This is a genomic window from Massilia polaris, from assembly GCF_012927275.1.
GTDB classification, from domain to species: Bacteria; Pseudomonadota; Gammaproteobacteria; order Burkholderiales; family Burkholderiaceae_D; genus Telluria_A; species Telluria_A polaris.
Genome location: NZ_JABBGG010000007.1, coordinates 244,822 through 267,177 on the forward strand (window position 1 = coordinate 244,822; position 22,356 = coordinate 267,177).

General features: G+C 63.1%; 20 protein-coding genes and 1 other RNA gene. 17 read left to right on the top strand and 4 right to left on the bottom strand.

Annotated features, from left to right (window positions below):
- The first annotated feature begins 3 nt into the window (after positions 1-3).
- Positions 4-624, top strand: coding sequence for a PilX N-terminal domain-containing pilus assembly protein (locus tag HHL21_RS14235; RefSeq protein ID WP_169466943.1), 621 nt, complete (start codon positions 4-6; stop codon positions 622-624).
- Positions 621-4,163 (top strand): pilus assembly protein, encoded by a 3,543-nt coding sequence (locus tag HHL21_RS14240; RefSeq protein ID WP_169466946.1) that lies wholly within the window; start codon positions 621-623, stop codon positions 4,161-4,163. The genes HHL21_RS14235 and HHL21_RS14240 overlap by 4 nt, the downstream gene beginning before the upstream one ends.
- On the opposite strand, the gene HHL21_RS14245 is transcribed toward HHL21_RS14240, so the two are convergent.
- Positions 4,108-5,253 (bottom strand): RNA-guided endonuclease InsQ/TnpB family protein, encoded by a 1,146-nt coding sequence (locus tag HHL21_RS14245; protein WP_229496414.1) that lies wholly within the window; start codon positions 5,251-5,253, stop codon positions 4,108-4,110. The two genes, HHL21_RS14240 and HHL21_RS14245, sit on opposite strands and share 56 nt — an antisense overlap.
- A 158-nt stretch (positions 5,254-5,411) precedes the next feature.
- On the opposite strand from HHL21_RS14245, the gene HHL21_RS14250 reads away from it, so the two are divergent.
- The 4 genes from HHL21_RS14250 to HHL21_RS14265 are packed head-to-tail and all read left to right on the top strand — an operon-like array spanning position 5,412 to position 8,153.
- Complete coding sequence (locus HHL21_RS14250) at positions 5,412-5,861, top strand: type IV pilin protein (protein WP_169466948.1); 450 nt, start codon at positions 5,412-5,414, stop codon at positions 5,859-5,861.
- On the top strand, positions 5,849-6,400 hold the full coding sequence (locus HHL21_RS14255; protein ID WP_169466950.1) for a GspH/FimT family pseudopilin: 552 nt from the start codon (positions 5,849-5,851) through the stop codon (positions 6,398-6,400). The genes HHL21_RS14250 and HHL21_RS14255 overlap by 13 nt, the downstream gene beginning before the upstream one ends.
- Before the next feature lie 15 nt (positions 6,401-6,415).
- Positions 6,416-7,519, top strand: coding sequence for a bifunctional diaminohydroxyphosphoribosylaminopyrimidine deaminase/5-amino-6-(5-phosphoribosylamino)uracil reductase RibD (gene ribD / locus HHL21_RS14260; RefSeq protein ID WP_370659731.1), 1,104 nt, complete (start codon positions 6,416-6,418; stop codon positions 7,517-7,519).
- A gap of 7 nt (positions 7,520-7,526) precedes the next feature.
- Complete coding sequence (locus HHL21_RS14265; protein WP_169466953.1) at positions 7,527-8,153, top strand: riboflavin synthase; 627 nt, start codon at positions 7,527-7,529, stop codon at positions 8,151-8,153.
- Positions 8,154-8,213: 60 nt separating this feature from the next.
- Here HHL21_RS14265 and HHL21_RS14270 read toward each other — a convergent pair whose 3' ends face one another.
- The gene (locus tag HHL21_RS14270; protein ID WP_169466955.1) at positions 8,214-11,030 is read right to left on the bottom strand and encodes a M16 family metallopeptidase; all 2,817 of its coding nucleotides are present in this window, start codon (positions 11,028-11,030) and stop codon (positions 8,214-8,216) included.
- Positions 11,031-11,270: 240 nt separating this feature from the next.
- Between HHL21_RS14270 and ribBA the strand changes: the two genes are divergently transcribed.
- Genes ribBA through nusB form a run of 3 tightly spaced genes read left to right on the top strand, consistent with a single transcriptional unit; the run spans position 11,271 to position 13,408 of the window.
- Positions 11,271-12,383 carry a bifunctional 3,4-dihydroxy-2-butanone-4-phosphate synthase/GTP cyclohydrolase II gene (gene ribBA / locus HHL21_RS14275; protein ID WP_169466957.1) on the top strand — a complete coding sequence of 371 codons (1,113 nt, stop codon included), beginning with the start codon at positions 11,271-11,273 and terminating at the stop codon, positions 12,381-12,383.
- A 46-nt stretch (positions 12,384-12,429) separates the two neighbouring features.
- A complete protein-coding gene (ribH, locus tag HHL21_RS14280) occupies positions 12,430-12,909 on the top strand; it encodes a 6,7-dimethyl-8-ribityllumazine synthase (protein WP_169466959.1) in 480 nt (159 codons plus the stop codon).
- Between the two features lie 31 nt (positions 12,910-12,940).
- On the top strand, positions 12,941-13,408 hold the full coding sequence (nusB, locus tag HHL21_RS14285; RefSeq protein WP_169466961.1) for a transcription antitermination factor NusB: 468 nt from the start codon (positions 12,941-12,943) through the stop codon (positions 13,406-13,408).
- Positions 13,409-13,550: 142 nt separating this feature from the next.
- Here the strand turns inward: nusB and HHL21_RS14290 are convergent, their stop codons facing one another.
- A complete protein-coding gene (locus tag HHL21_RS14290) occupies positions 13,551-14,375 on the bottom strand; it encodes a lytic transglycosylase domain-containing protein (RefSeq protein ID WP_229496416.1) in 825 nt (274 codons plus the stop codon).
- Positions 14,376-14,409: 34 nt separating this feature from the next.
- On the opposite strand from HHL21_RS14290, the gene HHL21_RS14295 reads away from it, so the two are divergent.
- From HHL21_RS14295 to HHL21_RS14330, 8 genes are all read left to right on the top strand, one after another.
- A complete protein-coding gene (locus HHL21_RS14295) occupies positions 14,410-14,658 on the top strand; it encodes a hypothetical protein (protein WP_169466505.1) in 249 nt (82 codons plus the stop codon).
- 299 nt (positions 14,659-14,957) lie between these two features.
- Positions 14,958-16,442: a 4-hydroxy-3-polyprenylbenzoate decarboxylase gene (gene ubiD, locus HHL21_RS14300; protein ID WP_169466965.1), complete on the top strand. Its 1,485-nt coding sequence runs from the start codon at positions 14,958-14,960 to the stop codon at positions 16,440-16,442.
- Positions 16,443-16,496: 54 nt separating this feature from the next.
- Positions 16,497-16,595, top strand: an RNA gene (ffs, locus tag HHL21_RS14305) — signal recognition particle sRNA small type.
- Positions 16,596-16,808: 213 nt separating this feature from the next.
- Positions 16,809-18,938: a DNA polymerase III subunit gamma/tau gene (locus HHL21_RS14310; protein ID WP_169466967.1), complete on the top strand. Its 2,130-nt coding sequence runs from the start codon at positions 16,809-16,811 to the stop codon at positions 18,936-18,938.
- A gap of 56 nt (positions 18,939-18,994) precedes the next feature.
- Positions 18,995-19,321, top strand: coding sequence for a YbaB/EbfC family nucleoid-associated protein (locus tag HHL21_RS14315; protein WP_131422741.1), 327 nt, complete (start codon positions 18,995-18,997; stop codon positions 19,319-19,321).
- 6 nt (positions 19,322-19,327) lie between these two features.
- Positions 19,328-19,918, top strand: coding sequence for a recombination mediator RecR (gene recR / locus HHL21_RS14320; RefSeq protein WP_169466969.1), 591 nt, complete (start codon positions 19,328-19,330; stop codon positions 19,916-19,918).
- Positions 19,919-20,085: 167 nt separating this feature from the next.
- Positions 20,086-21,225, top strand: a complete 1,140-nt coding sequence (locus tag HHL21_RS14325; protein ID WP_169466971.1) for a glycosyltransferase — start codon at positions 20,086-20,088, stop codon at positions 21,223-21,225.
- The gene (locus HHL21_RS14330) at positions 21,212-21,967 is read left to right on the top strand and encodes a DUF2334 domain-containing protein (RefSeq protein ID WP_229496418.1); all 756 of its coding nucleotides are present in this window, start codon (positions 21,212-21,214) and stop codon (positions 21,965-21,967) included. The genes HHL21_RS14325 and HHL21_RS14330 overlap by 14 nt, the downstream gene beginning before the upstream one ends.
- On the opposite strand, the gene HHL21_RS14335 is transcribed toward HHL21_RS14330, so the two are convergent.
- A complete protein-coding gene (locus tag HHL21_RS14335; protein WP_229496420.1) occupies positions 21,958-22,242 on the bottom strand; it encodes a hypothetical protein in 285 nt (94 codons plus the stop codon). The genes HHL21_RS14330 and HHL21_RS14335 overlap by 10 nt on opposite strands.
- Between the last annotated feature and the right edge of the window lie 114 nt (positions 22,243-22,356).

The window sequence follows — 22,356 nt, forward strand, 5'->3', positions numbered from 1 at the left end:
GCGATGACCTTGTCTCCTCACGCGCGCGCTGGCGGCGCCGCGCTGGTCACGGTACTGTTCGTGCTCATTGCGGTGCTCGTCGTCGCAGTGTCAGCGGCGACGGCGGCGCTGAACGCCGAGAAGTCGGCGCGCAACGAGCGTGACCGTCACATCGCCCTGCAAGCGGCCGAGGCGGCGCTTGCCGACGCCGAACGCGATATCCAGCCGCTCGATCCCGCCACACCGCGCGCGGCCATGTTCGCTGCCGGCAGTGCACTTGGTTTCGTGGATGGCTGCGGAAAACGCGAGGATGATCCCGACCTCGGTTTATGCAGCCGTGTCGAAGCGCCTGGCGTGCCGGCCTGGATCAGCGCCGCGCTGGCTGCCGAAGACGCAAGCGGCGCGGTTGCATACGGCGCCTTCACGGGAGCTGTCATGCCGACCGGAGCGGGCACGCTGCCTGCACGTGCGCCGCGCTACATCATCGAGCTGATGCCGTTTCCCCGCGCGGGGGAGGACGCGAGCCAGCCGGTGACGAATTTCTACCGCATTACCGCGATAGGGTTTGGGTCGCGTCGAACCACCAAAGTGGTCCTGCAGTCGTTCTACCGAAAGAGCGTTCCGCCTGAGGGGGCAGCGCCATGAGGGCGGCGGCACTCGCGGCTGCGGCGATGTTCAGTGCATGCGCAGTTTGGGCTGCGCCTCCGCAGCTGGCCATCCCCGATGGCCAGGTCGGCCTGCCCGGTAGCCGTGTTGCGCCAAACCTGCTGCTTCACTGGTCGTTGACGATTGCTGATGCTGGCGCCGCGTATCGCGACGAGTACAGCGCGGCGACTGAATACGACGGCTACTTCAATCCCCGCTTGTGCTATTCCTATCTCGGCGACCAGGGCGGATACTTTTCGCCGTTGAAGACCGCCGACGCCAAGCGGCAGTGCGGCGGCGACTCATTCAGCGGGAACCTGCTGAACTGGGCGAGCATGTCGCGGCTCGACCTGTTGCGCCTTGCGCTGACGGGCGGCGACCGCGTGATCGACGACCGGGGCCTGACTGTTCTCCAGCGCGCGTGGCTACCCGAAGCCGCTACCAATTTCCGGTCCAGGTCCATTGATTCAGCGAACACGGTAACGCCTTTCGGCGCTGGTGCCCTCTATATTTCTTCGTGCCGAAACCGCATTATGTTCAGCGAGAACCCGGCGGCCAGTTGCGATAAACCTCCGCCCGGAGAATTTAACGCGCGGGTGAAGGTTTGCGACAAGGCTGATAGCGAGTCCCGTCCGCAGCTCTGTTTCGCGTACAAGGGCGGTCGCAAACCGGAGGGCGCGATCCAGGAAAACGCTGACCTGATGCGTATGGGCGCAATGGGCTACCTGACCGATCTCGCAGCCGATGACGAGAACTTCTACGGCGGCGCCTTGCGGGCGCCGCTCAAGTTTGTAGGACATCCAAAAACCGGCCCGCTGCGGCCTGAATGGAATCCGGTCACGGGCATGCTGGAGGAAGACCCGGACAACGCAGGTGGAGCAAAAAGCGGCCTCCTAAATTTCATCAACCTCTCAAGCAGGAGGGGCGCGTATAAAACTTCCGACCCGGGCGCCGAGCTTTTCTACGAAGGCTTGCGCTACCTGCAGGGACGCCAGGCCAGCCCCGGCAGCGGTGAGGTGGTGGAAGACGACGGACTGGCTGTGTGGAGCACGCGCGACGACCCGGTGACGGAAACCTGTCAACGTACGACGGCGGCAGTCGTCGGGCATTCCAGCTTTGTCCGCGACCGCTACGTTCCTGGCAATACGATTGCGTACCTTGGCGACGCCGCCCGCGCGGCAGACGGTTTTCACGGCACGTTCGATGTCATGCAGGCGACGCGCCGGATCGGGGAGCTTGAGGGCGGTGAACTGGCCAACCTCGATACCAGGAAGGACGGACCGGATGGGGCAGGGAGCTACTACCTGGCCGGAGCTGCGTACTGGGCCCATACCAACGCGATACGTCACGATTCCGACGCGCCGATTGATACGTTGGCGCTCGAGTTGGATGCGTCTCCGAAGCCGCTCAGTAGTGCTTTGTACCTGACTGCCAAATATGGCGCTTTCCTCGACCGGAACCGCGACAAGAATCCATTCGTTACAACGACCGGCGAGGCCACCGACAGCGAATGGAGTTTCGACGGACGCACGCCTGCCGGTTATTTTTCCGGCGCGGATCCGCATCAGATCGGACACGCCGTACGGGAGATGTTCGCGGCGGCGCGGTATCCGCGCGGCGAAGTGATGGGAAAGGCTGCCGGCGGCGGCAACTACCTGATACAGGCCAGCCACGACCGCCAGCAGTCGACCGGCACATTACGGCGTTACGACATCAGTCGTACCCGGGACGGAAAAATCAGCGCGGACGGCGCACCGGCCTGGGACGCCGCGAAACTAACACCAGCGCCGGAATCCAGAAAAATCTATACGTCGGTGCGCGACAGCGAAGGTGGCAGCAAGACCATCGACTTTGCCGCGTCCCGCCTGCCTGCGCTGGATGAGGGATTAGTGAACTTCCTGCGCGGCGACCGTTCGCGTGAAACGGGGCAGGCAGGAGGCAACTTGCGTCGCCGAGCCAGCGTACTGGGAGATATCGTCCATAGCGCTCCAGTGATCGTCGGCTCGCCCTCGGCGTCGGTAATGGGCGCCGGATATGCCCAGTTTCATGCAAGCGTCAGCAAGCGCCGCAGCGCGGTGTACGTTGGAGCAAACGACGGCATGCTCCACGCATTCGACACGGCCACGGGTGTCGAGCTGTTCGCTTACGTGCCAAACGCACTCCACACGCACTTGTACAAACTGGGCCAGCCCGGCTACATGCATCGTCCATACGTCGACGCCAGTCCCGGCGTCGGCGAGGCTCTGGCCGGCGGCAAATGGCGCACCGTTCTTGCGTCCGGAATGGGCATGGGCGCTCGCGGGGTGTTTGCACTCGATGTCACCGATCCTTCCAACTTCGGCACGGGACTTGGCGCCCTCTGGGAATTCACCGAGAAGGACGACGCCGCCATCGGCCATATCCGCAGCGCGCCGCTGATCGCCAAGCTGCGGATCGGGATGAAGGACCTTGTGCCCGAATACCGCTATTTCGTGGCCGTCGCCAGTGGACTTAACAACTACGACCAAGACGATGGGGATAACGCGGCACGCGGTGCGTTATTCCTGCTGGCCCTCGACAAGCCCGCGAACGAGCCTTGGAAGCATGGATTCAACTACTACAAACTGGTGACGCCTTTATCTGAGCCGAAGATTGCGAACGCGCTCGCTCCACCTGCGTTTGCACTCGCCCCGGATGGAAGCGTCCGTTTTGCCTACGCGGGCGATTTGCAGGGCAACCTGTGGCGCTTCGACTTCACCGGCAAGCCGCCGTGGTCCAAGGCAGTCGGTCCCGGCAAGGAAGGGGAGCCGCTGTTCGTCGCGCGCGATGACTCGGGCAACCGCCAGCCAATCAATCACGCGCCACGGGTGGTGTTTGCGCCAGGCGCTGGCTACCTCGTGCTGGTGGCTACAGGTCGGCTATTGGAGAACGCGGATCTCGACCCTTCCGGCTACGCGATGCAGTCGTTTTACGCGATCCGCGATAGCGCGGCAAAGCCGCCAGTGCTCGTAGCCGGGCGGCGCGAACTCGCATCGCGCTCAGCGTCCGGAAGCGGCCCATATGTGATCAACGGAGACGCAGTGCGTTTCGAAGGCAGCCGCGCGCGCAAAGGGTGGTATCTCGATTTTCCCAACTGGCGCGCTGAAGGCGAACGTACAGCGGGAACGGCGTTCCTGGCGTCCGGAGCCCTGATCTTCGACACGCTGGCGCCGGGAGCCAGCGTATGCGCCTCCATGGTGACGCGGACTTACGCCGTCGATGCCTTGACGGGCCTTGCATATACGAGCGGCGGCGTTTCGGAAGCCGGGCAGGTGACAGGCGAGGTCGTGGAGCAAGCGGCGTTGTTGTCGCCCCCGCTGCTGTTCGATATGGGCATGGTTGCCGGGCAGCGCAGTGCGACCGGCGCGACGGTTGCGACCCACACCGTCAACATCGTCAGGCTTCGGGGCGAGGGCAAGCCGCCGCTGTCGCAGAAGGTAACCGTCAAGACGCCGGCCGGTCGCCTCAGCTGGCGCGAGGTCGCCAACTGGCAGGAGCTGCACGAGGCGGCAAAGAAATAGGAGCCGATTTGACGTCCTCCCCGACCTGAACGTCGGGGATTCCTACAGCTAGCGTCGCACGTCCGCGACGGAGAATGTTTAGCGCAGCATTGAGATCACGATCATGTACCGCTCCGCAATCACAGCAACGCCATTCTTTCGCATGTTCAGTGAACATGCTTCCAAGGTCTGCGATACCTTTCGGCCGCGAATCCGGAACAGCGCCGCAATCCGAGCAGATCTGGGTGGTAAAGCTCTCGTTCACTTCTTCAAACCAGGCGCCATGCTTAACAGCCTTGTACGCCAGTTGTATGCGGAAGGACGACCAGCTGACATCGTAGACGGACTTCGCCATGCCGGTCTTGGCGAGCGCGGAAGCATTGATATTACCGACCACAATGTAGTCGAACGCGCCGACGACGGCGCTGGTGCAGGTGTGCAGGTAATGGTGACGACGATTGGCAATCTTTGCGTGGATCGCCGCGATCCGCTTCTTCTTGCGCGCGCGCTGGGCCATCGCCAGCTTCGCCTCGCTGGCACGGTAGATGTGCGGCGCCGCGATGCGGCTGCCGTCGCTCAGTGTCGCGAGGTCTTTCAGGCCAAGATCGATTCCCTCAGCGCGCACCGGCAAGCGGGCGGGAGCCGCCTGCACTTCAAGGACGATATTGAGGAACCAGTTGCCGCGCCGGTCGCGCGAGAAGTTGGTCCCATCGGTGATTTTGCCCTCGGGCAGCGCGCGCGAATGGAATACGCGGAAGGTATTGCCGGCGAAGCGGAAGGCATTGCCTTCGCGTTTCAGTTCACGCCCTTTCAACGGCACCCAGCCCATCGACTTCCTGCCGCGATAGCGAAGGTAGGGCCGATGCGACCCGGAGCGCGACTTCGCGTACTGCTGGCACACGTCGTTGACCGTACCCGAGTGAAGGCCAAGCTCCTTGCTGCACCCCGTGGTGAGCTTGATCAGGTCAAACCCGGTATGCCAGCGGCGACCGAAACGCAGCGCATCCCTCTGCCTGTCGTTGCAGTAGTTCCAGACGAAGTTGACTGTCCTGGCCTGCTTGTTCAGCAGGCCGGCCAACGACTTGACGCGGTAACGGTAAACCAGCTTCATCCAGGTTCGACAGCAATTGTCGACCATGGTTCCACACTTACAACCACGGCATCGACTGCTGCGGCATGTCTTTTTACGGGGCCCGAATTGCTGCGCAATTCGCAGTCGGATCCTTTCACTCCTCGTCCTGAAGGACGAGGTTTCTCGGAGCAAATCTGATGAAACGCACCGCTGGTTTTTCGCTGGTCGAGATCATGATCGTGCTGGCGATCGTCGGCATCCTCGCGTCGGTGGCCTACCCCGGTTACGCCAGCTACATCGCCCGGTCGCGGCGGATCGAAGGGCAGATGGCCTTGCTCGACATCCTGCAGCAGCAGGAGCGCTTTTACTCGCTCCACAACACCTACGTCGAGTTCTCCGCCGATTCGACCGATCCGGACGCGCAGCGCTTCAAATGGTGGTCGGGTGGCGAGGCGACCGGCAGCGCTTACGAGCTGCGCGGCGAAGCTTGTCCGGACCGCGACATCAGCGAATGCATCGAGGTCAGGGCGGTGCCGGGAACACCAAGGGTCGACGCGAAGTTCAGGGACGGTGCGTGCGGCACGCTTACCATGAACAGTATCGGCCAGCGCGGGCCGTCGGGCGGGGCGGGGCGATGCTGGCCATAAGGCGTGCGCGCGCCTTCTCGCTGGTGGAGCTGCTGGCCGTGATCGCGGTGGCGGCGGTGCTGCTCGGGATCGCAGTGAGCGACCTCGGCGCGATGATCCGCCATCAGCAGTTGAAGGCTGCGCTATCCGATCTGTTCGGCGCGATCGACCTGACGCGGTCGCAAGCCATCACAAGAGGCATGCGCGTTTATTTGGCGCCTTCCGATGGCGGCTGGACCAGTGGATGGACGGTTTTCATCGACAATGATGGCGATGGCATAGCGGGCGATGGCGATGAACTGATCGCCACCCACGGGCCGGTCGCGGAGGGCATTGTTATCACGACGGGTTTCACGAGTCCCCGGACGCCGGACTACATTGCCTATAATGGCGGTGGGCGCAGCTGTAGCCATGCCAGCAGCATGGCGGCGCGCTGGGGTACGCTGTCGCTGACGCTGGATGGGCAGACGCGGCGTATTAAAATCAACATGCTTGGCCGCGCGCGCGCGTGCGATCCGGCGCGCGATGGCGAAAGCTGCTCCGGGCCCGAGACACCGTAACCAAACTTGAGAACTGTGCGAATAGTGAACGATAACGACAGCATGGCGCTTGCGCTCGAACTGGCCGCCAAAGGCATGTACACCACCACGCCGAACCCGCGCGTGGGCTGCGTGATCGTCCGTGACGGCGAAGTGATCGGCTCGGGCTACACCCAGCCGGCGGGGCAGGCGCACGCGGAGATCATGGCGATGCGCGACGCGCAGGAGCGCGGCCACGACGTGCGCGGCGCCACCGCCTTCGTGACGCTGGAACCGTGCAACCATCACGGCCGCACGCCGCCTTGCTCCGATGCGCTGGTGCGCGCGGGCCTCGGGCGCGTGGTCGCCGCCATCACCGACCCGAATCCGCTGGTGGCCGGGGAGGGCATGGCCAAGCTGGCTGCTGCTGGAATCGCTGTCAGTTCGGGTGTTTTGGCCGAGCAGGCATACGAGATGAACATCGGCTTCTTCTCGCGCATGCAGCGCAAGCGGCCCTGGGTGCGGATGAAGGCCGCGGCCAGCCTCGATGGCATGACGGCGCTGCACAGCGGCGAGAGCCAGTGGATCACCGGTCCGGCCGCACGCGATGACGGTCATGCCTGGCGCGCGCGCGCCTGCGCCATCCTCACCGGGATCGGCACCGTCAAGGCGGACGACCCGCAGTTGAACGTACGTTCGGTCGATACGCCGCGCCAGCCGCGCCGTATCGTCATCGACAGCAAGCTCGAAATCAGCCTGGATGCGCGCGTGCTGGCCGGCGGCGGGACATGGATCGTCGCCGCAGTGAGCAACCCCGGAAAGGAAGCGGCGCTGGCGGCTGCGGGCCACGAAGTGATTTTGCTGCCGAATGCCGCCGGCAAGGTCGACCTGCCCGCGCTGATGCTCGAGCTGGGGCGGCGCGAGATCAATGAGCTGCACGTCGAAGCCGGGTCAAAGCTGAACGGCTCGCTGGTGCGCGAAGGCTGCGTGGACGAGCTGCTGCTGTACCTGGCGCCATGCCTGATCGGCGACGCGCAGGGCATGTTCGCGCTGGCGCCGATCGACCGGCTTGATGCGAAAATCGCCCTCAAATTTCACGAGGTTCGGCAGGTTGGCGAAGACTTGCGTATCCTTGCCAGATTCACCCCACAACAGGAATAGAAACAGCATGTTTACTGGAATCGTCGCCGCTGTCGGCAAAATCACCTCCGTAACCCCGCTTGAAGGCGGACAGGATGCGGGCGTTCGACTCGATATCTCTTCCGGCGGCTTGCCGCTGCAGGACGTCGCGCTGGGCGATTCGATCGCTATCAACGGCGCTTGCATGACGGTGGTATCGAAGACCGATCAGGCGTTCAGCGTCGACGTGTCGCGTGAAAGCCTGAACTGCACCGCTGGCCTCGACGCGGCGGGCGAAGTAAATCTCGAAAAGGCGCTGACGCTGGCCGAGCGCCTGGGCGGCCATCTGGTGTCCGGGCATGTGGATGGGCTGGGGCGTGTTCACCGCTTCGAGCCGGTGGGAGAATCGTGGGAGCTGGTGATCGATGCCCCGCAGGACCTGGCGCGCTTCCTGGCGTTTAAAGGATCGGTGGTGGTGAACGGCGTGTCGCTGACCGTGAACCGCGTTGAGGATGTCGATACGGATGCGGGCACGGTGTGCCGGTTCTCGATCAACCTGATTCCGCATACGATTTCGGTGACCACGCTCAAGCACCTGCGGGCGGGCAGCCAGGTCAATCTGGAGATCGACCTGATCGCGCGCTATGTGGAGCGGATGCTGTCGTTGAAGGCATGAGCAAACGCCGGCTTAACGCTTAGGTGGCACGGGTTCCCGCGTTCGCGGGAACGGCGTCGTCTATTTTTCGGGGTAGAGCACAACCTGCACGTAGTTGTTCATGTCGAAGTAGCGCTTCGCGGCATCCCGCACCTGCGCGGGCGTGATCGCAGCGACCTGTTTCTCATACGTCAGGATCAACCCAGGATCGGTCTCGTGCAGCAGCGATGTCTGCAGGTGATTGATCCAGTACCCATTTTCGCGCAGCGATTTCTGGTGGCTCTGGATCCAGTTCTGCTTGACCTTGTTCAGGTCCGCGACGTCCGGTCCTTTTTCCTTGATATGTTCCATCTCCGCGAAGGTCGCGGCCAGCACCTTGTCGACGTTGGCCGGCCCGGTCGGCAGCGAGAGCGCAATCGCGTAGTTCTCGTACGGGATCTTGCTGAGGCTTCCGTTCATGCCGCCGCCGTAGATCAGCGCCAGTTTCTCGCGCAGGATGTCGGTGATCCGGATGTTCATCACTTCGAGCAGCGCGTGGAAACGCATCTGCTCTTCCTCTGAAAAGAGCGCCTTGCCGGTAAAGTTGATCGAGACGTTGCTCTTGGCTTCAGATCCGCTGCGCACTTCCTTCTTCACGACGCCGCCGACCGGACGCACGCCGGTGTCCCTGGCTTCGACCGTAAGGTCCGGCGTCGGCAGGTTCGCCAGGTAGGTCGCCAGCAGCGGCTTGATTCGTTCCGTGTCGAAGCTTCCGACCAAAATGAAGGTCAGGCCCCTGGCACTGCCGAAGCGCGCCTTGTAGATGCCGATCGCGCGGTCCAGGCTGACTTTCGCGAAGTCTTCCGGGCGCGCCGTGCGCGCCACGCGCGGGTGATTGTTGTACAAGGTGGTGATGATCTCGTCGCGGAACACGATTTCAGGCTGCGTCATCGCGTTGCGCGCGGCGTCGACCTGCCGCGCGATGAACGACTTGTACAGGTCCGAGTCGCGCCGCACGCCATTGAACTGCAGGTGCACCAGCTGCAGCATGGTCTCGATGTCGCTGCTGCCGGCGCTGCCGCTGACGATATCGGTATTGCTGCCAAGGCCCGCGCGCACGGTGGCGGATTTGCCGGCCAATACCTTTTGCAGGTCAAGCGGCGAGTAGTCCTTCAGGCCCATGCTGGCGATGATCGAGCTGGCATAGCGCGAGGTGTAGGCGTCGGCTTCGTCGAACAGCATCTGGCCGCCGAAGCGCACCGCGCTCATCAGCACCTGGTCGTTGCGGAAGTCGGTCGGCTTGAGGATCACCTTGACGCCGTTCGACAGCGTCAGGCGGGTCAGTCCGAGGGCGGCATCGGGCGCTTCGCTGACGATGCTGCCGGGTGCCGGCGGCTGGTCCATCAGGTCGGCCGCAACGGCCTTGTCGTCACGTGCGACGACGGCGGTTTTCTCGGCCTTCGACACCGATTCGAGCAGTTGCGCGCTGGTCGGCACCGGCGTATCGCTGTCGGTATTCCCCATGTAGACCACCAGCTTGGCCGAGCTGTCAGGGATCGTCTCGCGCGTGTACTTGTTGATCTCGTCCAGCGTTATGCCGGGGACCATCTCCTGCACATAGCGATATTCGTTTTCAATGCCCGGAATGCTCTCCTGTTCGAGGAAGTTGCGCATGTACTCGCCGACATAGCTGGCCGAGTCGGTTTTGTCGCGCTCGTTGTAGGCGCGTTCGTAGAAACGCATCAGGTTCTTCTTGGCGCGTTCGAACTCGCCCGCGCTGAAGCCGAACTGGCGCGCGCGTTCATTTTCCTGCACCAGCGCGTCGATCGCCGGCGTGGCGCCGCCATTGCCCAGTGCGGCAAACGCCGTGTATGATTTGTAGCGCGCCGTGAGGCGGCTGATATTGCTGCTGCCGCCGATGAAGGGCGGGGCCGCTTGCTGCGACAGTTCCTGCATTCGCTGGCTCAGCATGCCGGTGAACAGGCCTTCGACCAGTTTTTCGCGGTAGTCGCCAAAGGTCGGTTGCTCGATGGATTCCTGCACCGGATAGCGGATCAGCAGCGAATCGCTGCTCGCTTCCTTGTCGGTGATGACGAGCGCTTCGGTCTCCGAGCGCGCCGGGATGGTCGCGTACTCGCGCGGGCGCGGATTGGCCGGATTTTTCAGCGCGCCGAAATGGCGCTTGACCAGCCGTTCGGCTTCGCGCGGGTCGATGTCGCCCACCGCGACGACGGCCATCAGGTCGGGCCGGTACCAGTCGCGGTAGAAGCGTTTGAGCGCCTCGTATTTGAAGTTTTTCAGCACCGCTTCGGTGCCGACCGGCAGCCGGTCCGCATAGCGCGAGCCGTTGAACATCTTCGGCAGCAGGATCTTGTTCATGCGGTCGCTGGCGCCTTTGCCGAGCCGGAGTTCTTCCAGCACGATGCCGCGTTCCTTGTCGATGTCGGCGTGGTTGAAGGTCAGGCCGCTGGCCCAGTCCTTCAGCACCAGGAAGCCTTTGTTGACGTTGGCCTTGCGGTTGGTCGGAATCGGCAGGATGTAGACGGTTTCGTCGAAGCTGGTGTACGCGTTCAGGTCGGCGCCGAACTTGACGCCGATCGACTGCAGGTACGAAACCAGTTCGTGCTTGCGGAAGTTGGCCGAGCCGTTGAACGCCATGTGCTCGGTGAAGTGCGCGAGGCCTTGCTGGTCTTCGTCTTCCAGGATCGAGCCGGCCTTCACGACCAGCCGCAGTTCGAGCTTCTTTTCGGGCTTGTCGTTCTTCTGGATGTAGTAGGTCAGGCCATTGGCCAGTTTGCCTACCTTGACCTGCGGGCCGACCGGAATGGTGCCGGCCAGGTCGATCGCGGCGTGCGCGGCGATCGAATACACGAACAGGCAAGCGCTGACGCATACTGTCTTGACGAAGTTGGTGGTCATCGGCACATCTTCCTGGCATCGGTCTCGGTGCCGGAATTCTACTCCTTATGCCGCTCCGCAAGCTGTGCCGTAATGCGTGGCCTTACGGCATGGTTTGTTGTTCTTTTGTAACAACTGCGGCGCAAGCGGAAAAAAGCCCTGCGCGGATCGGGGTTTTGGGCAGCCTAATGCCGGTGGGAAGTTGGTAAATCCTTTAAAATAGCGGATTACGCTTTACTTGCCGTCTAAGAGGAATCCTTAATGTCTATCTCCAGCACCCAGGAAATTGTTGCCGAATTGCGCGCAGGCCGCATGGTCATTCTGGTCGACGAGGAAGATCGCGAAAACGAAGGCGACCTGGTGCTCGCGGCCGATTTCGTGACTCCGGAAGCCATCAATTTCATGGTCACGCATGCGCGCGGCCTGGTCTGCCTGACCCTGACCGAAGAACGTTGCCAGCAGCTCGACCTGTCGATGATGACGAGCCGTAACGGCACCTCGTTCGGCACCAACTTCACCGTCTCGATCGAAGCGGCCGAGGGCGTGACGACCGGTATTTCCGCGGCCGACCGCGCCAAGACCATCCAGGTTGCGGTCGCCAAGGGCGCGAAGCCTGACGATATCGTCCAGCCGGGCCACATTTTCCCGCTGAAAGCCCAGAAGGGCGGCGTACTGATGCGCGCCGGCCATACCGAGGCAGGCTGCGACCTGACCGAAATGGCAGGCCTGACGCCGGCGTCGGTGATCTGCGAGATCATGAAGGACGACGGCACCATGGCGCGCCTGCCTGACCTGCTGGAGTTCGCCAAAGACCACAACCTGAAGATCGGCACGATTGCCGACCTGATCCACTACCGCAGCGCGAATGAATGCCTGGTCGAGCGTGTGGCTGAGCGTTCGATGAGCACGACCTTCGGCGACTTCCGCCTGGTCGCCTTCCGCGACAAGCCGAGCGGCAGCGCCCACCTGGCGATGGTGCACGGCGACCTGGCCCCGAACCTGGAGTGCCTGGTGCGCGTGCATCAGCCGGTATCGATCCTCGACCTGCTGGAAACCAAAGCGACCACTCACTCGTGGACGATGGCGTCGGCAATGCAGGCGATCAAGCAATCCGAACGGGGCGTGCTGGTGCTGCTCAACTGCGGCGAGACCGCCGACGCGCTGTTTGCCCAGTTCGCCGCCCTCGACACCACCAACACCCGTCCAAACGCGCGTGCCGCCTCGATGGACCTGCGCACCTACGGTATTGGCGCGCAAATCCTGAAAGACCTGGGCGTCGGCAAGATGCAATTGCTGGCCAGCCCACGCAAAATGCCGTCGATGACAGGTTTCGACCTGGAAGTTACCGGTTACCTCGCCAAACCGGCCGCCTGACGCGGTACTATTCACCACCAACCAAACGATAAAAAAGGGGCCGACCATGACCGTAGGAACTTATGAAAGCAATCTGACTGGCGCCGGCCTGCGCATTGGCATCGTCCAGGCACGCTTTAACGCCGACGTGGGCCACGGCCTGCTGTCGTCCTGCCTGGCAGAGCTGAAACACCTCGGCATCGCCGACGAAGACGTGCTGCACGTCACCGTGCCGGGCGCGCTGGAAATTCCGCTGGCGCTGCAGAAGATGGCGGAAACCCAGCAGTTCGACGCGCTGGTCGCGCTGGGCGCGGTGATTCGTGGCGAAACCTACCACTTCGAACTGGTGTCGAACGAATCGGGCGCCGGTATCACCCGTATCTCGCTGGACTACGGCATGCCGATCGCTAACGCGGTGCTGACCACCGAGAACGACGAGCAAGCTGAAGCGCGCATGGCAGAGAAGGGCGCCGAAGCGGCGCGCGTGGCCGTTGAAATGGCCAACCTGCTGCTGGCGCTGGAAGACCTGCAAGCCGACGAAGACTAAGAAGAACAGAAATAAGAACGGGTAAGAAACCATGACTGACAAATCGATTCACGCCAATCCCAGCAAGAACCGCACGCCGCGCCACCGGGCGCGCGAGTTCGCCTTGCAGGGCCTGTACCAGTGGCTGCTGAACAATGAGCCGGCGGCCACGGTCGTCAACAACATCCGCGCCGCGCATGGCTTCGAAAAGGCCGATGCCGACTACTTCGCGGCCCTGCTGTATGGCGCGATCCAGGATTCGGTCGCGCTGCGCGACACGTTTGCGCCGCTGATCGACCGCGGCGTGGCCGAGTTGTCGCCGATCGAGCACGGTGTGCTGCTGATCGGCGCGTACGAACTGAAGAACAACCTGGATATTCCTTACCGCGTCGTCATCAACGAAGCGGTCGAGCTGACCAAGTCGTTCGGCGGTATCGACGGCCACAAGTATGTCAATGGCGTGCTGGACAAGCTGGCGCCGGTGCTGCGCGCCGATGAGGTGGCTGCTACCCGCCGTTAAGCTGCGTCAGCGTTCATGAGAAAGCCACCGTGCGTTGCACCGGTGGCTTTTTTAATATTTCGTTGCCGCGAACGCGGGAACGACGTGCCAAGGAAAAAGGCCACCGCAACCGCCGGTGGCCTTTCTGTTGAGATCGGGCTGATTACAGGCCGGCGATCTGCTCGCTTGCGACGTCTGTCACGACCGGGGCTTCAACCTTCGGCGCTGGCGCCGCAGGAGCGGCCGCTGGCGCTGCTTTGTCGGCCACCATGGTCGCCGCGGCAGGACGAGTGAAGATCGGCACATCCTTGCCGCGCGCAACCTGCTTCAGGCGCTGGTATTCAGCCAGCACGCGCGAACCGTAGCCGGAATCGGTCTCGAAGGCCGCTGCGCCTACGTAGCTCTTCAGGCCGGCTTCCACCGATCCGCCGCGCTGGACGTATTCCTTCAGGATCTGCGAACCGACGCGGATGTTGGCTACCGGGTTCAGAGCAGCCCGGGTGCCGCCCATTTCCTGGAACTTTTCCTTGTGGACCTTGGACATCACCTGCATCAAGCCTTGCGCGCCAACCGGGCTTTCGGCAAACGGATTGAAGCGCGATTCGATCGCCATCACCGCGAGGATCAGCAGCGGGTCGAGCTTGATTTCGCTGGCCGTCAGGTAGGCCGTCGAGACCAGCATGTTGGCCGCGTCGCCTGCCACGCGATAACGCTTGGACAGCCACGAGGTCACGAATTCCTGCTGCTTCCTGCTACCGAGCATCGCCTTTTCCTGGGCTGTCAGCGGCGCTGCTTCCACTTCGACAGGGTGGGCGGGCGCTTCCATCAACGCCGTCAGTGCCGGCGCTTCGATTTTTGCAACCGGCATTGGCTCCGGTGCGACGAACTGGTAGAACTGCTTGGCCAGGTCTGGATTGCCGTAGAGCAGAGCGATTACCGCTACTGCAGAGAGGCCGAACACGGTCAGAGTATGTTGGGCGGTAGTCATTACACCACGGGCGGCCTTGGTCACGGAAACCCACGTGATTGGCTGGATGGCCATGGTTTGGGCGAGCTTTGCTGTCGCCCCGTTGAAACGATTTGTCATCGAATTCCCCTTTGTCGCGGAAAAAGTGATCCCGTCGCTGCCTTCTAAGGGCAACGGGCTAACTAATGCCGTGCATCAGAAATATCGTCTATCGTCCCGTTCGCGGGTGCCGCGATCCGGTCGATTTACGCCGTCATTGCTTGCTTCAGCTGGTGGTTCCCTTTGGTATTTGACCAGTGGCTAAACAACTTTTTTCGGGGGAGTAGGCAGACGCCTGTCGGAAACACTCCTTAAAATGTCATTGGGGCCCCGACCCCGTGGATGTATGAGAACGGCTAGAATCATGTCCTTGGACGTGCCATCTCATCAATTTAGAGCAAATTGTATGGGCTGCCTTATATCAAGTCAATACTAACACGATTGCGCGTTATTACTTTTAGGTATAGCTTTTCGTGCTGCGTCGCAACAAAGTCCTGTGAAATCAATCACTTGGACTAGCTATTTGAACAACTCTGTCGCCATCAAAAAAAGAAGCGAAAACCGATGAAATATTCTGATTTGCGAGATTTTATTTCTCAGCTGCAACAAATGGGTGAGCTCAAGCGGGTCACGGCGCCGGTGTCGCCGTATCTTGAAATGACCGAAATTTGCGACCGCACACTGCGTGCCGAGGGGCCGGCGCTGTTGTTCGAGAACCCGACCGGGCACCAGATCCCGGTGCTGGGCAACCTGTTCGGCACCCCGCGCCGGGTAGCGCTGGGCATGGGCGCGGACGACATCTCCGAGCTGCGCAAGATTGGCCACGTGCTGGCGCGCCTGAAGGAGCCGGAGCCGCCGAAGGGCTTCAAGGACCTGATGGGCATGGGCTCGCTGGTCAAGGCGGTGTGGGATATGTCGCCTAAAGAGCTGCGCGGCGCGCCGTGCCAGGAGATCGTGTGGGAGGGCGCCGACGTCGACCTGTCGCGCCTCCCGATCCAGCATTGCTGGCCGGGCGACATCGCGCCGCTTATTACATGGGGACTGGTCGTCACCAAGGGGCCGCACAAGAAACGCCAGAACCTGGGCATCTACCGCCAGCAGGTGATCGGGCCGAACAAGGTGATCATGCGCTGGCTGGCGCAGCGCGGCGGGGCGCTCGATTTCCGCGAGCACGCGATAGCGACCAGGGGGCAGCCGTATCCGGTGGCGGTGGTGCTGGGTTGCGACCCGGCCACCATCCTCGGCGCTGTGACGCCGGTACCGGACAGCCTGTCCGAGTACCAGTTCGCCGGCCTGCTGCGCGGCAGCCGCACCGAACTGACCAAGGCGATCGGCAGCGAGCTGCGCGTGCCGGCCTACGCCGAGATCGTGCTGGAAGGGCATATCTACCCGGACGAACACCATCCGAGCGGCTACGAGCACGCGCTGGAAGGCCCGTTCGGCGACCACACCGGCTATTACAATGAGCAGGACAGCTTCCCGGTGTTCACCATCGACCGCATCACGATGCGGCGCAACCCGATCTATCACTCCACATATACAGGCAAGCCGCCCGACGAGCCGGCGGTGCTGGGTGTCGCGTTGAATGAAGTGTTCATCCCGCTGCTGCAAAAGCAGTTCAGCGAGATCACCGACTTCTACCTGCCGCCGGAAGGCTGCAGCTACCGGATGGCCGTGGTGCAGATGAAGAAGCAGTACGCCGGCCATGCCAAGCGCGTGATGTTCGGCGTGTGGAGCTTCCTGCGCCAGTTTATGTATACGAAGTTCATCGTGGTGGTCGACGAGGACGTGAATATCCGCGACTGGAAGGAAGTGATCTGGGCGATCACGACCCGCGTCGACCCGACCCGCGACACGGTGCTGGTCGATAACACGCCGATCGATTACCTCGACTTCGCCTCGCCGGTCAGTGGACTGGGCAGCAAGATGGGCATCGACGCGACCAACAAGTGGCCAGGCGAGACCAGCCGCGAGTGGGGCACGACGATCGCGATGAGCGATGAGGTCAAGAAGCGGGTCGATGCGATGTGGCAGGAACTGGGTATTTGATGGATGCGGCTCGCAGGTTTCCATAAATCCTGCGGGTCGGTTATAATTGACGCTGGCGGGCCCCTGCGCATTGTGGCACGGCTAACCTGGTCAGGTCCGGAAGGAAGCAGCCACGGCTGTTCACCATAAGTGCCGCAGATCAGGCTCGCCTCTTTCGTTTTTTCCTTCGCTCCGGTTCCGGACGCGCGCAATTCAAGATCCCGGCATTACAGTCGCTGCACCGTCGTCTTCGCCATTGGCGAAACCGACTTCCCGTGAATACGGGAATGACGGGCAAAATCGCCCATTATCGGTCTGATACAATACCGTTTTACGCTACCCGCTCGTATTGTCCGCCGGGCGCGCCACCTACGGTAAAATCCCAGCATGTCCTATCAAGTCCTCGCCCGCAAATACCGTCCCAAGAACTTCGAAACGCTCGTCGGCCAGGAGCACGTGGTGCGCGCATTGACGCACGCGCTGCAAACCGGCCGCCTGCACCATGCGTACCTGTTCACCGGCACGCGCGGGGTCGGCAAGACGACGCTGTCGCGCATCCTCGCCAAGTCGCTCAACTGCATCGGCCCTGACGGCAACGGCGGCGTGACCGCCCAGCCTTGCGGCGTGTGCGATGCCTGCGTCGCGATCGATAGCGGCCGCTTTGTCGACTACATCGAAATGGACGCGGCATCGAACCGCGGCGTCGACGAGATGGCGCAGCTGCTCGAGCAGGCCGTGTACGCGCCATCGAACGCGCGCTACAAGGTCTACACGATCGATGAGGTGCACATGCTGACCAACCACGCCTTCAACTCGATGTTGAAGACGCTGGAAGAGCCGCCTGCGCACGTCAAGTTCATCCTGGCGACGACCGACCCGCAAAAGATTCCCGTGACCGTGCTGTCGCGCTGCCTCCAGTTCAACCTGAAGCAGATGCCGCCGGGGCACATCATCGGCCACCTCGAGAACATTCTTGGCCAGGAAGGCATCACCTTCGAGCAACCGGCGCTGCGCTTGCTGGCGCAAGGCGCGCACGGCTCGATGCGCGACGCGCTGTCGCTGACCGACCAGGCCATCGCGTACGCGGCCGGCCAGGTCACGCTTGAAGCGGTGCAGGGCATGCTCGGCGCGCTCGACCAGTCCTACCTGATCCGCCTGCTCGATGCGCTGCTCAAGCAGGACGGCGCCGACCTGATGGCGGTGGCCGACGAAATGGCCAGCCGCAGCCTGTCGTACAACGGCGCGCTGCAGGACCTGGGCACGCTGCTGCACCGTATCGCACTGGCGCAAAGCGTGCCGTCGGCGGTGCCGTCGGACCTGCCGGAGCTGGCCGATATCCAGCGCCTGGCCACCCAGTTCGATCCGCAGGAAGTACAGCTGTATTACCAGATCGCCGTCCACGGCCGCAATGAAATCGGCCTCGCGCCGGACGAATACGCGGGCTTCACCATGACACTGCTGCGCATGCTGGCTTTCCGTCCCGGTAACGGCGGCGCGGAAGGCGTCGCAGCGGGCGCGCCCGCAGCGGCGCGGCCTGCCGCGCCAGCGCCACGCGCAGCGGCGCCGGCGGCGCGCGCCGAATCGGCCGCCGTGGCAAGCCACGCGGCAGTGGCGCCTGCGCCGGCCCCGCCGCCAGCCCCGCTCCAGCAATCTGCGCCTGCGCCGTCTGCCCCTGCACCGGCAATGAGCTCCGCGCGCGCCGCGCTAAACGCGGCCCTGGAAGCCGCCCGTTCCGGCAGCCGCGGGCAGGGCGGTGGCCAAAAGCGTCCGACCGCGATGTCGATCCAGGCCGACCAGAATGCCTCGCAAGCTGCTGCGCCAGCGCCGGCTCCCGCACCCGCCGTGCAAGCCGCGCCAACGGCGGCGCCGGTCGCCACAGCGCCTCCGCCGTGGGAGCAGCCATCCGCGCCGCCAGCCGCTGCCGTCCAGCTGCAGCCGCAGGCCGTCCAGCAGGCAGACGAGGAACCGGAAGCCGACGACGGCCCGCCATCGTGGGTGATGGAGTTCTCCGATGACACCGCGGTCGCGCAGGAAGCGCAAGCCGTCGCGGCCGCGCCGGTACGCGCGCCAGCCGCGCCGCGCCACGCGTACCTGATCACGCCGCTGCCCGAGATCGACTGGGACGGCAACTGGCCCGGCCTTGCCGCCGGGCTGCCGCTGCGCGGCGTCTCGCAGCAGCTGGCGTTCCAGACCGAACTGATCAGCTGCACGGTCGACGGCAATGTGACGACCTTCAAGCTGCGCGTGCCGATCGATACGCTGCGCGCCAGCGGCAACAGCGACAAGCTGGCAGCCGCGCTGCAGGAGCGTTTTACCAGTACCAAGGTCGCGGTCGACATCGAGATCGGCCACGTCTGGTACACCGCCAGCGCCGAAGCCCTGGCATTCCGCGAGGAGTGCCAGCGCAAGGCCGAGGAAACCGTGGTGAACGACCCCTTCGTCAAGGACCTGATGCGCGAATTCGGCGCGTTCGTGGTCCAGGGATCGATTCGCCCGCCGCCGGCCACAGCGGCTTGAAGCGCGGAATTTTTTTACACTATTTGTCCTACTCTTAGATTTCGGAGAACAGCACCATGATGAAGAACCAGCTCGCAGGCTTGATGAAACAGGCGCAAGCCATGCAGGACAACATGAAAAAGGCGCAGGAACAGCTGGCGCTGGTCGAAGTGGAAGGCCAGTCGGGCGCCGGCCTGGTCAAGGTCGTGATGACCTGCAAGAACGACGTCAAGCGCGTGTCGATCGATCCGTCGCTGCTGGCTGACGACAAGGACATGCTGGAAGACCTGGTGGCCGCCGCCTTCAACGACGCCGTGCGCAAGGCCGAGGCGACCTCCGCTGAAAAGATGAGTGGCATGACCGCCGGCATGAACTTGCCTGCCGGTTTCAAGATGCCGTTCTAAACTTACATGCCCAGTTCGCTAGATTTCCTGACCGAGGCCTTGCGCCGGCTGCCCGGCGTCGGCCCCAAGTCGGCGCAGCGCATGGCATTCCACCTGCTGCAGCACGACCGCGAAGGCGCATCCATGCTGTCGCGTGCGCTGTACCAGGCGGTGGACAATGTGCATCACTGCGCGCTGTGCAATACCTTCGCCGAAACGGCAGTCTGCGACACCTGCCTGGACGAACGGCGCGACAAGACTTTGTTGTGCGTGGTCGAAACGCCTGCCGACCAATTGATGATCGAACAGACCCTGACCTACAAGGGCCTGTATTTCGTGCTGATGGGCCGGCTATCGCCGCTGGACGGCGTCGGCCCCAAGGACATCCATCTGGACAAGCTGGTCGGCCGCGCAGCCGACGGTGTGGTCAGCGAAGTGGTACTGGCGACCAACTTCACCAACGAAGGCGAGGCGACCGCGCATTACATCAGCGAAATGCTGAAGGCGCGCGGACTCAAGGTCAGCCGGCTGGCCCGTGGCGTCCCGGTTGGCGGCGAGCTTGAGTATGTCGATGCCGGCACCATCGCGCGCGCAATGCTCGACCGTCGCAGCACCTGATCCGGCCCGGAGTCGCGCCGCTTCAAGCGGACTCAACTACACCAACCAAACCCGAGCCTCTTGCGCCAGCGCCAGTCCTGAGCGGAACGCCGGTTCAAGTTTGCGTGCGCTCAAGTCAGCGCCGTACTACACTGATATCGTGGATTTTCATTTTGTGAAGCCACAATATGCATATCGCCGACATCACGATGTTCTACGCCGCCCGGGGCGGGGGCGTGAGCACTTATCTGAACGCAAAGGCGCGCTGGCTGCTGCAGCGAACGCGGATACGCCACACCATTCTCAGCCCGAATGTCGCGACGACCGACGGCAAAACGCGTTCCCTGGTCACCATTCCTTCCATCCCATTTCCTGGTATTCATGGCTATCGCATACCCTTGTCGGTGGCGGGAGCCGCGCGCATCCTGCAGGGCCTTGAACCAGACCTGATCGAGGCCGGCGATGCCGGGCACTGCGCCTGGGCGGCATTGCGGGTCAAGCGCCGGTTGAATATCCCGGCCGTCGCCTTCTATCATTCCGACTTGCCGCGCATCATTGGCGCCCGCATGGGCGACAGCGCGGAGCGTGCGGCCCGCAGCTACCTGGCCCACCTGTACCGCCAGTTCGACCTCGTCATGGCCCCGAGCAAGCTGATGGTGCAGCAGCTCGACAACATCGGCGTGCGCGGCGTCTTCCACCAGCCGCTCGGGATCGACATCGACACATTTTCCCCCAAGCGGCGCGCCAATTCCCTGCGCGACCACCTGAATCTCGCGCCGGAAACGCGGCTGCTGGTCTACGCAGGGCGCTTTACCGCCGAGAAAAAACTGCCGATATTGATCGAGGCGGTCAGGCGCCTCGGCCATCCCTACCACCTGCTGCTGATCGGCGGCGGCGTGACATTGCCGCCTCTCGACCGCGTCACATGCCTTCCTTTCAAGCGCAACCAGCAAGACCTGGCGCGCCTGCTCGGCAGCAGCGACGTGCTGGTGCACCCCGGCGACCGCGAGACCTTTGGCCTGATCGTGCTCGAGGCGATGGCGTGCGGCACCCCGGTTGTCGGGACCACTGGCGGCAGCGTAGCGGAGCTGGTGGAAGCCGGGACCGGAATTCTGGTCGAACCAAACAGCGTCGCGCGGCTGTGCGAGGGCATTGACGCCATCTACCGTTGCGATATGGATCAACTTGGCAAGAACGCCTTGCGACACGCGCGCGCGCGGTACGACTGGCACCACATCATGCCGCAAATGCTCCAGCGCTATGCAGGCCTGCTGGCCACGCGTGAACGAGCGGAACTGGAAGCGGAGCGAATCTTTGTTGCAGAATGACCTGAGCGACCCGGGCACCTTGTGCGTTTCAATTCATGACGTGGCGCCGGACACATGGACCGAGTGCGAAGTGTTGCTGCAAGCGGTACGCGCCGTTGCGGACATCCCGCTGACCTGGCTGGTGATTCCGCATTACCACGGCAACGGCGCCCGTTCGCACCAGCTTGAAAGCACGCTGCAACAGATGCTCGAACATGGGCATGAGCTGGCGCTGCACGGCTATACCCATCTCGACGATGCGCCGGCGCGCGCCGGCCCGGTCGGATCGCTGGTCCGCAACGTCTACACCGAACGCGAGGGTGAGTTTGCCGCGCTCGATGAGCAGGAAGCGCGGCGCCGGATCGCGCTCGGGCTCGAATGGTTCCAGGCGCGCGGATGGCCGGTGTCAGGCTTTGTCGCGCCTGCGTGGCTGATGAGCCAGCAGGCGTGGCACGCCGTGCATGCGTTTCCCTTCCTCTACACCACAACCTTCACGCACTTTCACTTGCTCCAGCAAAAGCGCGAGGTGTTCTCGCCAAGCCTGGTCTATACGGCGCGCAACAAGGGGGGCAGGGCGCTGTCGCCCGTCACGGCATCCACCATCGCCTACCTGCTGAAGGATGCGCCGCTGGTGCGCTTTTCACTGCATCCGCGCGACGCGCATTATCCGGCGCTGGTGCGCCACGCCCAGCACCTGATCGCGCGCCTGCTCGAATCGCGCATGCCGCTGACCAAAGCGGCGTTCGCCCAGGCCTACCAGTAGGGACCCCAGCCACCGCCGAAGCGCCAGTGCGGCCGCGCGTAGCCGGCGTAATAATGCGACCGGCCGTAGCGTTCCATGTCGTCCTTCGCGCTCAGCTGAAGAACGCAGCCTCGCCACTGGTCGGAATTGGCGGCAAAGCCCAGTTTGGCGCACGCGGGGCCGTAAATCTGCATCATCCGGTCCATCTCGGCCTGCATGCTGGCGGCGCGCTGTTCGGGCGTCGCGCAGGCGGTTACAAAAAGAGCGGTCAACAACAGCATCAAGTAGCGAAGCATGGCGGTCTCCTTCCACTGGCGCGATGCCTGCGGCATCGTGCTTAAACCTAGCTTAGAACCCTTACATCAACGACCGCTGATGTACATCAGATCGTACTGCGGAACGTCTGTTTG